We start from the raw sequence: 14,566 nt of genomic DNA on the forward strand, positions 1-14,566 counted from the left end.
GGACGTCTGCGTCCTCAACCCGCGCGGCGGCGCCATCGCGACCGGCCACCCGCTCGGCGCGTCCGGCGCGCGGCTCGCCGGATCCGTCGCGCACCAGCTCAAGAACGCCGGTTCCGGGACCGGCGTCGCCACCCTCTGCATCGGCGTCGGACAGAGCCTCGCGCTCGACCTCTAACGCTGAAAGGACTCAGGAAGAACCCACATGGCACTCACCCAGTCGGACATCGACGTCGAGGTCGCGGACCTCCAGAGCGCGTACGACAAGGCGCGCGCGGGCGGCGCGCCCCTCCAGCACCACCCGGCGCGTGACTACGCGCCGTACCGCAGCTCACTGCTGCGCCACCCGCAGCAGCCGCTCGTCGCCGTGAACGGCGGCGACCCGGAGACCGTCGAGCTGTCCGGGCCCGTCTTCGGCGCCACGGACATCACCGACATCGACCAGGACCTGACGCGTCAGCACGCGGGCGAGCCGCTCGGCGAGCGCATCACCGTCTCCGGACGGCTGCTCGACAGCGACGGCCGCCCGGTGCGCGGCCAGCTCGTGGAGATCTGGCAGGCCAACGCGTCGGGCCGGTACGCGCATCTGCGCGACCAGCACCCGGCACCGCTCGACCCCAACTTCACCGGCGTGGGGAGGACCCTGACGGATGATCAGGGGCGGTACTCCTTCACCACCGTCAAGCCGGGCGCGTACCCGTGGCGCAACCACACCAACGCGTGGCGCCCCGCGCACATCCACTTCTCCCTGTTCGGCGACGCGTTCACGCAGCGGCTCGTGACGCAGATGTACTTCCCGAACGACCCGCTGTTCCGCTACGACCCGATCCTGCGCTCGGTGACGGACGAATCGGCCCGCAACCGTCTGGTCGCGGCGTACAACCACGACCTGTCGCAGCCCGAGTTCTCTCTCGGCTACGAGTGGGACATCGTCCTCGACGGTCCCTCCGCCACCTGGATCGAGGAAGGCCGATGACCTCCGTGCCCGAGAAGCTGCTCCCCACGCCGTCGCACACCGTCGGCCCGTTCTACGGCTACGCCCTGCCCTTCCCCGAGGGCGAGCAGGTCGCGCCGAAGGGGCATCCCGACACGATCGCCCTGCACGGCTACGTGCTCGACGGCCAGGGCGACCCGGTGCCGGACGCCATCCTCGAGTTCTGGCAGGCAGGACCCGACGGCTCGCTCGCCGGGGCGCCGGGCTCGCTGCGCCGCGACACCACGACCGGCGGATATCTCGGCCGCAACGGTACGGACTTCACCGGGTTCGGCCGGGTCGCCACGGACGCCGACGGGCACTACGCGCTCTTCACACTGCCGCCGGGCAACGCGGGACTGCCGTACGTCAGCGTGTGTGTGTTCGCGCGCGGGCTGCTGCACCACCTGTTCACCCGTGCCTACCTCGCCGACGGCGCGGACCCGCTGCTCGACGCCCTGCCGGCGGAGCGGCGCGCGACACTGCTCGCGCAGCCCCAGGAAGACGCGCACCGCACGTACCGTTTCGACATCCGCCTTCAGGGCGAAGGCGAAACGGTCTTCCTGGAGTTCCAGTGACACACGTCGATCCTGGCGCCGATCCCGACGCCGGGCTGCTCTCCCCCGGCCGGGCGGGCTCCCCCGCCGAGTCGGCCACCTCGGACGCGGCGGTCCTGCGCGGCCTGCTCGACGCGGAGGCCGGGCTCACCCGGGCGCAGGCCGCCCTGGGCCTGGCGCCCGCGGCCGCGGCGGACGCGGTGACGCGGGCCGCCGCGGACGAGGGGCGCTTCGACGCCCGTGACCTCGCGCTGCGCGCCCGCCCCGGGGGCAACCCGGTGATCCCGCTGGTCGCCGACCTGACGGCCGCGGTGGCCGGGGAGCACGCCCCGTACGTCCACCGGGGCGCCACCAGCCAGGACATCCTGGACACGGCGCTCATGCTGGTCGCGGCCCGGACGCTGGACGGGCTGCTCGGCGACCTGGCGCGCACGGAGAGTGCGCTCGGGCGGCTCGCCGCCGCGCACCGGGACACCGTCATGCCGGGCCGTACGCTCACGCAGCACGCCGTGCCGACGACGTTCGGCCTGAAGGCGGCGGGCTGGCGCTGCCTCGTCCTCGACGCACGCGACCGGCTCCGCACCGTACGGGCCTCCCTTCCCGTCCAACTGGGCGGCGCGGCGGGCACGTTGGCGGCCTTCGGCGTGTTCGGTGCCACGCACGCCGGTGAGCTGACCGAGGCGTATGCGGCCGAACTCGGCCTGGCCGCGCCCGTGTTGCCCTGGCACACCCTGCGCACCCCGATCGCCGACCTCGCGGGCGCGCTCGCGTTCACGGCCGGCGCACTCGGCAAGCCGGCGGCGGACGTGCTCACCCTGTCCCGAACCGAGATCGGCGAGCTGGGCGAGGGTGCGGGCGGCGGCTCCTCCGCGATGCCGCACAAGGCGAACCCCGTCAGGGCCACGCTCGTCGCGGCGGCCGCCCGCCGCGCCCCCGCGCTCGCCGCGACGCTGTACGCGTCGATGGCGGCCGAGGACGAGCGCCCGGCCGGCGCCTGGCACGCGGAGTGGGAGCCGCTGCGCGACCTCCTGCGGCTCGTGGGTGGCGCGGCACGCGACGCGGCCGAGCTCGCCGAAGGGCTTCAGGTCCACGCGGACGTGATGCGTGAACACCTCTTCACCACCCATGGGTTGATCGTCTCGGAGCGCCTGGCCGCCGAGCTCGCGCCCCTTCTCGGGCGTGCCCGCGCGAAGTCCCTGCTCACCGAGGCGGCGCGGCGCACCCGCGCCGAGGGCAGGACGCTGGCCGGGATCCTGGCCGACGAGCCCGACCTCAAGGGCGTCGACCTGGCCGACCTCACCGACCCCATCCATTACACCGGCTCCGCCGGAGCCCTCACCGACCGCGCTCTGGAGCGACGTTGAGCACTGCATCCCCCGACCACGGCACGCACGGCGAGCTGCTGCATCACCGCGCCGAAGGTCCCGCCACCGCGCCCCCGCTCCTCCTGGGCCCCTCGCTCGGCACGTCCACCACACTGTGGGACGCGGTCGCGCCCGAGCTGTCCGTCACCCACCGGGTGGTGCGCTGGGACCTGCCGGGGCACGGCAATTCCCCGGCCGCGCTGATCGGCCCCGGCGCGACCGTCGCCGATCTGGCCGGGCTCGTCCTGGACCTCGCCGACTCCCTCGGCATCGAGCGCTTCGCCTACGCGGGGGTGTCGCTCGGCGGCGCGGTGGGCCTGCACCTCGCGGTCCACCACCCGGACCGGGTCACGAGCCTCGCGGTGATCTGCTCGTCCGCGCACTTCGGCGGCTCGAAGCCCTGGGAGGAACGGGCCGCGCTGGTACGCCGCGAGGGGCTCGGCCCGGTCGCCGAGACCGCCGACCGGCGCTGGTTCACCCCCGGGTTCACGGTGCCGGCCCTCGTCGAGGACCACCGCACCGCCGACTCCGAGGCGTACGCGGCCTGTTGCGACGCGCTCGCCGCGTTCGACATCCGCGAGGACCTCTCCTTGATCACGGCCCCCACGCTGCTGATCGCGGGCCGCGAGGACCCGGCGACGCCGCCCGCGCATCTGCGGGAGATCGCCGACGCGGTGCCCGGCTCGTCACTCGTCGAGATCGCGGGCGCCTCGCACCTCGCCCCCGCCCAGTGCCCCGAACCCGTGATCACGGCGCTGCGCGCCCAGCTAGGCGCGGGCGTCAAACGCGGGATGGAGGTACGCAGGCAGGTGCTCGGCGACGCACACGTCGACCGCGCCCAGGCCCGGCAGAGCCCCTTCACGGCCCGCTTCCAGGACTTCATCTCGCGCTACGCGTGGGGCGAGATCTGGACCGACCCGACGCTGGCGCGCCGCGAACGCTCCATGATCACGATGACCGCGCTGGTGGCCCACGGCCACTACGACGAGCTGGCCATGCATGTGCGCGCCGCGCTGCGCAACGGCCTGACACCCGACGAGATCGGCGCCGTACTGCTGCAGACCGCGGTGTACTGCGGTGTCCCCGCGGCCAATTCGGCGTTCGCGGTGGCTCAGCGGGTCCTCGCCGAGGAGAACGGAGAGGACCCGGCCGCGGGCTGAACCCCGCACACGCCGACGGTCAGCGCAGGCCGCGTCCCGTGTCGAGCACCTCGCGGGCGCGGACGGCCAGGCCGTCGGCGCCGCACGACTTGGCCAGGGTGAGGCCGCGGGTGAGTTCCGCGACCGAGCGGGCCGCGATGCCGTACTCGACGCGGGCCGCCGCGTGTTCGTACGCGCAGGGTGACGCTTCGAGGTACGTGACCGACTTGGCGTACAGGGTGAGGGAGCGCTGGCCGGTCTCCAGGGCTGCCTCGCAGCGCAGGGCCTCCCCGATCGCCGTGTCCGTACCGAAGCGCTCGGCCTGGAGCCGGGCGTCGGCGGCGAGTTCCCTGGCGCGCTCGGGGTCCTCGGCGGCGAGCGCGCGGGCCAGGTCGCAGGCCCAGGGCGCCATGATCGTGTTGTGTCCGCCGCGGGCGGTGGCCGCCTTGGCCGCCGCCTCCAGCTCACTGACGCCCTCCTCCGTGCGGCCCGCGGCGATCAGCAGGCGGCCGCGGACGGAGTGCGCGTCGGGCAGGACGATCGTGGAGGGGTAGGGCGGGCCGAAGGAGTAGCGGTCCGCGATCTCCATGGCCTCGCCGGTGCGGCCGCGGGCCACCAGCGTGTCGATGAGCATGCACGCGGCGTCCCAGTGCATGGGCAGGCCGCGGCCGACGCGGTCGGCCAGGCGCAGACTCTCGCGCAGGACGGCCTCGGCGTCGGTGAGACGGCCGCGCCTGCGGTGGACGTAGCCGACGAAGGCGTGCGCGAGCGCCAGATGGCCGCCGCTCCAGCCGGCGGTCTCGTAGGCGCGCACGGCCTCGGTGAACAGGCTCTCCGCGCGGTCGAGCCGGTCGGAGAAGAGATACGCGCTGCCGAGCATCGCGAGGAGTTCGAAGCCCCACTCGGGGTCGGTCCAGCCGAGGCCCGGCGCGAGGCGTTCGTTGACGAGGGAGCGGTCGCAGAGTTCGACCACCACCTCCGCGTTCTCGCCGCGCGTCATCGCGTCGAAGGCGCGCAGGACGAGCAGGACCCGCTCGGGGTTGTCCCGGCCGGTCAGGGAGCCCGCCAGCGCGGCGAGGCTGCGGGAGCGGCCCGGGGAGTCCTCCTCGCCGGCGTGGATGCCCTCCCACATGTAGCGCATGGCCTGGAGACGGAGGCGGGCCGGACCCGGGTCGAGCCGCGCGGCCTCGGCGTCGATCGCGCGCAGCGCCTCTTCCAGCTGGTTGTTGTGGACGAGGGCCTGGGACAGCCGGCACACGGCGTCCACGCGCGCGTCCCCGCCGAGCCCCGGGGTGGTGTCGAGGGCCTGACGCAGGTAGCCGATGGTGACGGCCGGCGAGGTGAGGAGGGTGGCACAGCCCAGCTCGTAGAGGAGTTCGGACCGCACGTCGGGCAGCGGCGGCTCCTGGAGGGCGCGCTCCAGACAGCGGCGGGCGGCCTCCGGGGCGCCGACCGCGAGGTGTTCGCCGGCCGCAGCGCGCAACTGCTCGACGAGTTCGGGGTCGTCGTCCGGGTGGACCTGGAGCAGATGCCGGGAGGCGGCCGCGGCGCCGTGGCCCGAGGCGGTGACGGCCCAGGCGGCCTGCCCGTGCATGGCGGTGCGGGTGGCCGCCGGGATGGAGCGGTACACGGCGGTGGCGATCAGCGGGTGCACGAACTCCAGCCTCACGGTGCCGTCTTCGTACGTCGCGTCCGTGAGGATGCGGGCGGCGCGCAGCCGCACGGCGCAGCGGCCGGCCTCGCCCGGCGTCATCCCGGCGAGGCGCGCCGCGAGGTCGTGGGCGATCCGGGTGCCGAGGATGGCGGCGGCCCAGGCGAAGCGCGTCGCGTCGGTGCCGAGGCCTTCGAGGCGGTCGATCAGACCGCGGCCGCGCGCCGACTTGTTCAGGGCGCGCAGTTCGCCGGCGGAGCCTTCCGAGGGTTCGAGTTCACTGTCCTGGACCTTGGCGAGGAGCTCCACGGTCTCGTACGGGTTGCCGCCGGTGACGGCCCACACCTCGCGGCAGAAGGGGGCGTCGGCGTGCTCGCCGAGGGTGGCGCGGGTGAGGCCCGCGGTGGCGTCGGGGGTGAGGGCGTACAGGGTGGTGAGGGGGCGGGCAGCGGCGCCGACGGCTTCGAGGTGGCCGGTGGAGGCGGCGGTCGCCTCGCCGTCGCGGTGGGCGACCACGACGAGGACGGGCAGGTCGTCGAGGCGTTCGGCGAACGCGGCGAGCCAGTGGAGGGTTTCCTCGTCGGCCCACTGCGCGTCGTCGACGAGCAGGACGAGCGGCCAGTGCAGCCGGGCGAGCCGGGACACCGCCGCGACGAGTCCGTCGCGCACACCCTGCGGGTCGGCCTGGCGGCCGCCCGGCTCGGCTATGCCGAGGGCGGGGCCCGCGATCTCGTACCAGTCGCCGAAGTACTCGCGGGCCTCCTCCTGCGAGAGCGCGAGGAGGGCGGGCTGCAGCAACTGGCGTACGACGTTGAAGGGGACGGAGGTGACGGTCTCGCCGCCGCGGGCCGACCAGACCATGGCCCGTCCCGCCGCGATGCGGCGCACCTCTTCGAGGAGGGCGGTCTTGCCGATGCCCGCCTCGCCCCTGAACACGACGAGGCTGCCCGACGACGCCGCGTCCCCGCAGAGTTCGGCGAGCGCCCGCTCGACGACCGCGATCTCCTTGTCCCGCTCCCACAGGGCGGCCGAGGCGGCTCCGTCAGGCCGACTCTGCGTCATCCCGCACTCTCCCGAAATCGCTCAATCGACGTACAGATGTTGAGAGTAGCCGCAGCCGGGGGGTTGTGGGTGGGGGTCTGCGCACGTCTTCGCCATAAGTGGGAAGGTGCCCTTCCGGAACGGGACCGGCCCCCTCTCATCCCTCTTTCACGCACGCCTCATACTGTGGCGCCCATGACCCAGGTGACTCCCCCCGGCTGGTACCCCGATCCCGGCCAGAAGCCCGAAGGCCCCCGCACCGAACGCTGGTGGGACGGCAGTGTGTGGACGGAGCAGACCCGTGCCGCCGAGACCGGCGCCGCGCCGGGCCCGCCCGCGTACGCGCCGGCGGCTCCCGGCGCGCATCCGCAGGCGTACGGCTATCCGCAGACCTCGCAGCCGCCGGGGCAGTTCGGCCACCCCGGATACCCGGGCTACCCCGCCTACCCTGAGCCGAAGCCGAGGCGCGGCCTCAAGATAGCCATCGCCGCCGGTGTCGCCGTGGTGGTGCTCGGCGGCATCGTCGGCGGGGTGTACGCGCTGACCTCCGGTGACGGTGACGGGAAGAGCGACCGGGCCGACTCGCCGTCAAGTCCCTCTGCTTCTCCGGGACTTCCCCAGGCCCCGGGTGACGGTCCTGGCGGGAGCGGGGGCAATGGTGGCACCGGCGGTTCCGGCGGGGAGAGCGGCGCTCCGCAGGCGCCGGGTCCGAGCGACGGTTTCGCCGCCGACCTCGTCAACGGGGTGTCGATGCCCGTGCTCGACGGCTGGACCGGCGGCACGACGAAGGGCGGCAACGCGGGGGTGACGACCGGCCCGTACGCCTGCCCCGGCGACACGAAGCAGCAGTGTGTGCGCGGCGGCGCGTTCTCGGCGTCGGCCGAGGCGCTGAAGCTGAAGGCGACGGGCGCGGAGGCCGCGGCCAAGGAGGACATCTCCAAGAACGCGCAGCAGTCGTACGGCGGCGCGATCTACGGAAAGATCACCTCACACAAGGAACTGGCGTCCGAGGCCGTCACCGTGGCCGGCCAGAAGGGCTACCTGGTGCGCTGGCAGGTCGTCACGGCCAAGGGCGACGACGGCTACGTCGAGTCGCTGGTCTTCCCCGCACCCGCCAACCCCAAGTCGCTCGTCGTCGTCCGCTTCGGCATCGACGTGAACGACAAGGCGCCGGACGTGACGTCCATGGACAAGATCACCAAGGGCATCAAGAAGTCCGCGATCGCCGAGGGCGGCGGCAACGGGCAGAACGTGTAGGACCCCGCACCAGGACGCGCGGGACCCCGTGCACCACGCGGAGGCGTCATCGGGGAGAAAGCCCAGGGGCCGGGCAGGTCCCCCTCCGCTCAAGGAGGGACCCGCCCGGCCCGGGGGTGCGCGCCGCGCCCGTCCCCACGGTGCGGCGCGGGCAGACCGCCGTCCGGTCATCCCGACAGACGGCGGTCTCCCGTTCAGGTGGCTTCGCCCAGACCGAGTGCGGGCAGCACCACGGCGTCGACGAAGCGGGTGAGGTAGTCCGCGTCCGCGTACCGGCCCTCGAGGACCGGGCGGATGCGCTGCACCCCAAGCAGTTGTGCGGCCAGGAACTCGATGGCCGGATGGTCCGCGGCGATCTCACCGCGCGCCACGGCCCGGTCGATCATCTCCCCGAGCGCGGCCAGCTCCGGCTCGACCAGGGCCTCGCGCAGCGCCCCCTGGAGTTCCTCGTCACTGAGGACCGCGTGGCCGAGGGCCTGGACGAGCTGAGTGTCCCGTCCGGCCTGCTGCGCCGCCGCGCGAGCGGCCGAGCGCAGGTCTCCGGCGAACGTACCCGTGTCGACAGTGGCGAACTTCACGCAGCGTCCCGCCCGCAGTGCGGCGGCCACGAGCTGCGGCTTCGTCTTCCACTGCCGGTAGAGCGTGGACTTGCTGCAGCACGCCTGGGCCGCGACGCCCTCCATGGTGAGCGCCTCGTAGCCGTTCTCGCGGAGCTGGTCGAGGACCGCGTCGTAGAACTCCCGCTCGCGCTCTGGAGTGATCTTGGAGCGGCGCGAAGTGGTCACTGATGTGCCTGCCTGCTCCTGGGACGTCATGGCTCTTCTCCTCGCGATCTTCGCTATCGATACGCCAGTGTACCGGTACGCCAGCGTTTCGGTACACTGGCGTATCGATGAGCGCGGTTCACGCCGTGCTCACCTCCGCATCACCGCACCACCCAGTCGTCATGAAAAGGGGCCGGGGGATGAATTCCCTTACCGAGCCTGCCGAACCGGAGCCGGACACAGCCGGCCGCGAGACGGACGCCGTCGGCCACCAGCCGGACGTCGTCGCCCGCCCGCCCCTGGTCCGGGAGCTCCTGCTGGTCGTCGGACTGTTCCTCGTCTACAAGTTCGGCAGGCAACTGGCCAATGGCCACACCGACGAGGCGTTCCACAACGCGCACCGCGTGTGGGACCTCGAACGCGCCGTCCACCTGCCGGGCGAGGGCGCTGTCCAGCACATGCTGCTGCACAGCGAAGACCTCGTACACATCGCGAACACGTACTACGCGACGGTGCACTTCCCGGCGACGGCCGCCTTTCTGATCTGGCTGTATCTGCGCAGGCCCCGGCACTACATATGGACGCGCCGGGTACTGGCCGCCCTCACCGCCGCGGCCCTTGTGCTGCATCTCACCTTCCCGCTGGCGCCGCCCCGGATGCTGGCCGCGGCGCACCTCGTGGACACCGGGCAGGTGTACGGGCCGACCGTCTACGGCGCGACGCCGCAGACGGACTCGATGGCGAACCAGTTCGCGGCGATGCCGTCCCTGCACTTCGGCTGGGCCCTGATGGTCGCCGTCGGCCTCATCGCCGCGACCCGCTCCCGGCTGCGCTGGCTGTGGCTGCTGCACCCGGCGCTCACCCTGTTCGTCGTCGTCGGCACGGCGAACCACTACTGGCTGGACACGATCGTGGCGACGGCCCTCCTGGGCATCGCGCTCGCGGTGATCCGGCTGCCCGGCACCACACCGGTCGCGAAGCCCGGACAGTCCATCGGCCGGCGCCTGCTGCCCGCCCCGCGTTCGGCTGCCTCGCTCATGGCGACGGCGGCGACCATGGGCGCGGCACTGCCCGCCCCGTGGACCCCTGCGCACCAGCGCGGCGGATCCCTCTCCGCTTCCGATGTGCTCGCACGCATCCCGGTGTCGGTGACCGCGGGCTCGGCGTCCGCCGTCGACGCGCCGGTCGCGTCGGGAGCGGTGGGTCCGGGTCGCTCGGTCCTCACGGCGACGGGAGCACACCGGTGAACGCCACCCTCCTCGCCGTCGCGCTCTCCCTCGTCTCGGCGGTCGCCTACGCGGCTGCCGCCGTCGCCCAGGAACGCCTCGCGTCACGCACCGTGGGGACCGACTCCGGTGTCCTGCGCCTGCTCGGCACCGGCGCCTGGTGGGGGTCGGTCCTGCTCAACGCGTCCGCCGCGCTGCTGCATGTGGCGGCCCTCAAGTACGGCCCCCTCACCCTCGTACAGCCGCTGGGCGCGCTGACGCTCGTCGCGGCGGTGCCGCTCGGGGCGCGCATGGCCGGGCGGCGTGTCCTGTCCGTCGAATGGCGCGGCACCGCGCTCACGCTCGCCGGTCTCGGCGCGCTCCTGCTCACGGCCTCGGGCCCGGCCCCCGACGACACACTCAGCCTCGGCGAGGCGCTCACCGTCGCCGGTGCGACGGCCGCGCTGATCGGCCTCCTGTCGCGGCGCGGCGCGAAGCCGGGACTGCGGCACGCGACGGCCTCCGGCCTCGCCTCGGGCATCGCCTCGGCGCTCGCCCAGACCGTGACCGTCGCGGTCACCGACCGGACGGGGCCGCTGCTCAGCGTCGAGGTCATCGTCGTGGCACTGCTGATCGCGGCGTTCGCCGCGGGCGGCCTGCTCCTGTCCCAAGTCGCCTACCGCGGCGGCCTCGGCGCCCCGCTCGCGATGGTCACCCTCTCCAACCCGGTGGCCGCGGCGATCATCGGCGTCACGCTGCTCGGCGAGCGGCTCCAGGGCGGGATCACGGGGATCCTGCTCGCGGCGGCGGGGGCGACGCTCGCGGCCCGGGGGGTCCTGCTCCTCACGCGTACGTCGCCGGAGACACGCGAGACGCAGGAGACCCGACCACAACCGTCACTCATCGCGGCGGAACGCCGGCCCGAGCTGACGTCCCGGCCGACGGAGACGGGGCCGATCGCGACCCTGCCGGATTTTCAGAGCCTTCCCCCGATACCCGTACTGCCCGGCACGGTGGTCGTCCTGCCGTCGGTCCCGACGCAGCCGGAGCCGGCACCGGGCGCGCTCCAGGCATCCTGAGCGCGACCCCTTTTACGGGTTCCGCATGACGGGTTCCGCGTCACGGGTTCCGCGTCACGGCTTGCCGGGCGCGGGCCGCGTCCTCATCCCGTCGAGCGTGATCCCGAAGACCCGGTCGCGCTGCTCGGTGTCCACGTAGGCCGCGCCGGTGACGCCCGAGATCAGGCGGAGCAGGTCGTCGAACGACATGTCCGAACGGACCTCCCCGGCGGCCTGCGCGCGCAACAGCAGCGGTTCGCCGGCGTCGAGCATGGCGCGGCGGCAGGCGACGAAGATGTCGGACTCCCCGCTGAGCGCGTCCCTGATGGCGCGCTTCGTGACCGTGTAGTCCACGAAGCGGCGCAGCCAGGTGGCGAGCCCGTCCCACGGCGGGGCGTCCGCGAGTTCGTCGGCGAGCCGGCACAGGGCGTCGACCTCGTCCGCGTAGACGGTCTCGAAGAGGACCCTGCGCGTGGGGAAGTTGCGGTACAGGGTGCCGATGCCGACGCCGGCCTGGCGGGCGATGTCCTCCAGCGACGCCTCCGCACCCTTCTCGGCGAACGCGTCGCGGGCCGCGGCGAGGAGCGCGTCGAAGTTGCGCCGGGCGTCCGCGCGGCGCGGGCGCTGGGCCACGACGATCCCGCCGACGAGTTCCCTGTCCGTCATGCGTGCCACTCCCGGGGTGAGGCAGCGCGGGCTGCCGAGGTTGTACCGGAGGCTTCCCTCCGCTATCGTTATCCAAGTCGAGGGGTGCCTCCACTTTAACAGTCGACGCATCCCGGGCCCCGCCGCACAGCGCTGCGGGCAGACCGGCCGAAACGGCCGGATCCCACATCCTCCCAGCTCGTGTGCGCCCGCAGACCGCGGCCCTTGCCGCAGGTCACGCCGGTGTGCCCGGCCACCTTCCGTTCAGAGAGACACCGCCTTGAACCGGAATCGCACGCCCTCTCGTCGTACGACCAGGAACCCTCTGCCCGGGAATCCCACGTCCGGGATCCGCATGATGCCGAGCCCGGCGCCCAGAAGCTCCAACCGCCTCACCTTCGCGGTCCTCGCGACAGGTGCCGGCGTCTTCTCGATGATGCAGTCGCTGGTCGCCCCGGCCCTGCCCACCGTCCAGCACGCGCTGCACACCAGCCAGGCCACCTCGACCTGGGTCATGACCGCCTATCTGCTGTCCGCCTCGATCTTCACGCCCATACTCGGCCGGGTCGGCGACCTCGTCGGCAAGAAGCGCACCATGGTCGTCGCGCTCGTCGCGCTGACCGTGGGCTGTCTCCTCGCGGCCCTCGCCCCGAGCATCACCGTGCTCATCGTCGCCCGGGTCGTCCAGGGCATCGGCGGCGCGCTCTTCCCGTTGTCGTTCGGCATCATCCGCGACGAGTTCCCCGGCCACCGGGTCAGCCCCAGCATCAGCAACCTGTCCGCCGTCATCGCGGCGGGCGGCGGTGTGGGCATGGTCGCGGCCGGGCCGATCGTGGGCGCGCTCGACTACCGCTGGCTGTTCTGGCTGCCCGCGGCCGTCGTCGCGGTGACGGCGCTGATCGCGCACCGCTACGTGCCCGAGTCGCCGACGCGCGGCACGGGACGCGTGAACTGGCTCGGCTCCGTGCTGCTCTCCGGGTGGCTCGTCGCCCTGCTGCTGCCCATCAGCCAGGCCACGTCCTGGGGCTGGGCATCGATCAAGGTCGTCGGTCTGCTGGCCGCCGCCGTGGTCCTGTTCGCAGCGTGGGTGCTGTCCGAGGCCCGCTCCGCGAGCCCGCTGATCGACCTGCGTGTCATGCGACTGCCCGCCGTGTGGACCACGAACACGACCGCACTGCTCTTCGGCGCCGGGATGTACGCGGTGTGGTCGTTCCTGCCCGGCTTCGCCCAGACACCCTCGTCCGCCGGATACGGCTTCGGGGCGAGCGTGACGGGTGCGGGGCTCCTGATGCTGCCGATGCTCGTGGCCATGTTCCTCGCCGGGGTGCTCAGCGGCCGGCTCGAACCGGTCGTAGGGGCGAAGGCGCTGCTCACCACCGGCGCCACGCTCGGCGCGGTCGCCTGCGCGATGCTCGCCGCCTGGCACACCGAGCAGTGGCAAGTCGCCCTCGCGGCAGGCGTGTTCGGGCTCGGCATCGGGCTCGCGTTCGCGTCCATGGCGAACCTGATCGTGCAGAACGTCCCGGCCGCGCAGACCGGCGCGGCCACCGGCATGAACGCCAACATCCGCACCATCGGCGGCTCGATCGGCGCCGCCGTGATGAGCAGCCTGGTCACGGGGCACCTCCAGGCGTCGGGGCTCCCCTACGCCTCCGGGTACACCCACGGCTTCACGCTGCTCGCGGCGCTGTGTCTCGCCGCCGCGCTCGCGGCCCTGCTGGTCCCAGCCGCGCGCCGAGCGGGCGGACCGCGCGTCCCGGCCGCGCACGGGACGACGGCCGGGGCGGACGAGCAGGTGGGCCTGGAGCAGCCGATGTCGCGGTGAAGCGGCGCCCGCCGGGCGCCGGTCCGGTCAGCCGAAGCCGCGCGCGTCCTGCTTGAGGGCCGTGTCCACGGTGAGGGCGGTCGCCACGACGAGGCTCAGGAGGGGCTCGGGCAGCTGGTAGTGGATCTGGAGGACGTAGTTGTCCGCGGTCGTGAACATCGTCTTGGCGAGTCCCTCCCACGTCTTCGTGATGCGGGCGACCTCGTTGTCGGCGTGGTCGACGATCGAGAAGTTCCAGGCCCGCCAGTTCTCGGCCTTGATGGCGCCGATCTGCTGGCCGTTCACGTTGATCCCGAAGTTGATCTTGCCGATCATGTTCTGCTGGACGATCTCACCGACCGGCGAGCCGTCCGGACGCTCCACGACGACACGCGACTTCATGAACTTCGCGGGCCGCGTCATGACGAGCTGCGGCTGCCCGTACGCGTCGCGGATCTCCAGCTTGTGGGTCATGAACTGGTCGAGGCTGGAGACGAAGCGCGCGACCTTCTTGAGCGTGCTCTGGCCGACCTGGACGACGGAGCCGATCTGGGCGCCGTTCTGATCCATGACGGTGTACTCGTTCGTCAGCTCGATCAGCTTGGCCTTCTGATTCACCACCAGGACCGGCTCGGTGAAGAGGCTGCCGCCGCCCTGCGCGGTGGGCGCGACACCGGCCTGATGCTGCACCTGGCGCTGCACCTTGGCGGGGTCGACATACTGCTGTTGCTGTTGCTGCTGCGGGACCTGCTGCCCGTACGGACCGGCGGCGTGCTGCTGGGGCTGCTGGTACTGCCCGGGCTGCTGCGGCTGGTGCTGCTGCACAGGCTGCTGCTGCTGGGCGAACTGGCCCTGGGCCGCCTGCTGTGCGGGCTGCTGCTGAGGCTGCTGCGCCTGGCGCGGGACCTGCTGGCCGGCGGGCTGCTGCACGGGGCTGGTGTGCTCGGTCCACTGTGCGCCGTCCCACCACCGCAGGGTCTGGGGCGCGCCCTGGGGGTCCGGGTACCAGCCTGCGGGGGTGTTCGATTGCGTCGTCACCCGGGCACACTATCGCGCCATCCTGTGCCGGCATCCGGGCCGGACAGATGTGACGTACGCCGCCGCCCGAACC

At 73.0% G+C, this 14,566-nt stretch carries 12 protein-coding genes and 1 pseudogene; 9 read left to right on the forward strand and 4 right to left on the reverse strand.

Annotated features, from left to right (window positions below):
- Positions 1–7: 7 nt before the first annotated feature.
- From OG758_RS13420 to pcaDC, 5 genes and pseudogenes are all read left to right on the forward strand, one after another.
- Positions 8–175 (forward strand): annotated as a pseudogene (locus tag OG758_RS13420) (3-oxoadipyl-CoA thiolase); the annotation flags it as partial.
- A 27-nt stretch (positions 176–202) separates the two neighbouring features.
- On the forward strand, positions 203–973 hold the full coding sequence (gene pcaH / locus OG758_RS13425) for a protocatechuate 3,4-dioxygenase subunit beta (protein WP_326710201.1): 771 nt from the start codon (positions 203–205) through the stop codon (positions 971–973).
- Positions 970–1,548, forward strand: a complete 579-nt coding sequence (gene pcaG, locus OG758_RS13430) for a protocatechuate 3,4-dioxygenase subunit alpha (protein WP_326710202.1) — start codon at positions 970–972, stop codon at positions 1,546–1,548. Before pcaH ends, pcaG begins: the two co-directional genes overlap by 4 nt.
- Positions 1,545–2,891 (forward strand): 3-carboxy-cis,cis-muconate cycloisomerase, encoded by a 1,347-nt coding sequence (gene pcaB / locus OG758_RS13435; RefSeq protein ID WP_326710203.1) that lies wholly within the window; start codon positions 1,545–1,547, stop codon positions 2,889–2,891. The genes pcaG and pcaB overlap by 4 nt, the downstream gene beginning before the upstream one ends.
- Positions 2,888–4,051, forward strand: a complete 1,164-nt coding sequence (gene pcaDC, locus OG758_RS13440; protein WP_326710204.1) for a bifunctional 3-oxoadipate enol-lactonase/4-carboxymuconolactone decarboxylase PcaDC — start codon at positions 2,888–2,890, stop codon at positions 4,049–4,051. Before pcaB ends, pcaDC begins: the two co-directional genes overlap by 4 nt.
- A 19-nt stretch (positions 4,052–4,070) precedes the next feature.
- Here pcaDC and OG758_RS13445 read toward each other — a convergent pair whose 3' ends face one another.
- Positions 4,071–6,743: an ATP-binding protein gene (locus OG758_RS13445; protein WP_326710205.1), complete on the reverse strand. Its 2,673-nt coding sequence runs from the start codon at positions 6,741–6,743 to the stop codon at positions 4,071–4,073.
- A gap of 174 nt (positions 6,744–6,917) precedes the next feature.
- On the opposite strand from OG758_RS13445, the gene OG758_RS13450 reads away from it, so the two are divergent.
- Positions 6,918–7,979 (forward strand): DUF2510 domain-containing protein, encoded by a 1,062-nt coding sequence (locus tag OG758_RS13450; RefSeq protein ID WP_326710206.1) that lies wholly within the window; start codon positions 6,918–6,920, stop codon positions 7,977–7,979.
- A 194-nt stretch (positions 7,980–8,173) separates the two neighbouring features.
- Here OG758_RS13450 and OG758_RS13455 read toward each other — a convergent pair whose 3' ends face one another.
- Positions 8,174–8,794: a TetR/AcrR family transcriptional regulator gene (locus tag OG758_RS13455; protein ID WP_326710207.1), complete on the reverse strand. Its 621-nt coding sequence runs from the start codon at positions 8,792–8,794 to the stop codon at positions 8,174–8,176.
- Positions 8,795–8,943: 149 nt separating this feature from the next.
- Between OG758_RS13455 and OG758_RS13460 the strand changes: the two genes are divergently transcribed.
- Positions 8,944–9,990 carry a phosphatase PAP2 family protein gene (locus OG758_RS13460; protein WP_326710208.1) on the forward strand — a complete coding sequence of 349 codons (1,047 nt, stop codon included), beginning with the start codon at positions 8,944–8,946 and terminating at the stop codon, positions 9,988–9,990.
- Positions 9,987–11,027 (forward strand): DMT family transporter, encoded by a 1,041-nt coding sequence (locus tag OG758_RS13465; protein WP_326710209.1) that lies wholly within the window; start codon positions 9,987–9,989, stop codon positions 11,025–11,027. Before OG758_RS13460 ends, OG758_RS13465 begins: the two co-directional genes overlap by 4 nt.
- A 54-nt stretch (positions 11,028–11,081) precedes the next feature.
- On the opposite strand, the gene OG758_RS13470 is transcribed toward OG758_RS13465, so the two are convergent.
- Positions 11,082–11,672 carry a TetR/AcrR family transcriptional regulator gene (locus OG758_RS13470; RefSeq protein WP_326710210.1) on the reverse strand — a complete coding sequence of 197 codons (591 nt, stop codon included), beginning with the start codon at positions 11,670–11,672 and terminating at the stop codon, positions 11,082–11,084.
- A 337-nt stretch (positions 11,673–12,009) separates the two neighbouring features.
- On the opposite strand from OG758_RS13470, the gene OG758_RS13475 reads away from it, so the two are divergent.
- Entirely contained in the window at positions 12,010–13,476 is a 1,467-nt protein-coding gene (locus OG758_RS13475) for an MFS transporter (protein WP_382060954.1), read from the forward strand.
- A 27-nt stretch (positions 13,477–13,503) separates the two neighbouring features.
- On the opposite strand, the gene OG758_RS13480 is transcribed toward OG758_RS13475, so the two are convergent.
- Positions 13,504–14,493 (reverse strand): phospholipid scramblase-related protein, encoded by a 990-nt coding sequence (locus tag OG758_RS13480; RefSeq protein ID WP_326710212.1) that lies wholly within the window; start codon positions 14,491–14,493, stop codon positions 13,504–13,506.
- Positions 14,494–14,566: the final 73 nt, after the last annotated feature.

Origin of the sequence: Streptomyces sp. NBC_01474, assembly GCF_035918215.1 — a bacterium.
Taxonomy (GTDB): Bacteria; Actinomycetota; Actinomycetes; order Streptomycetales; family Streptomycetaceae; genus Streptomyces; species Streptomyces aureus.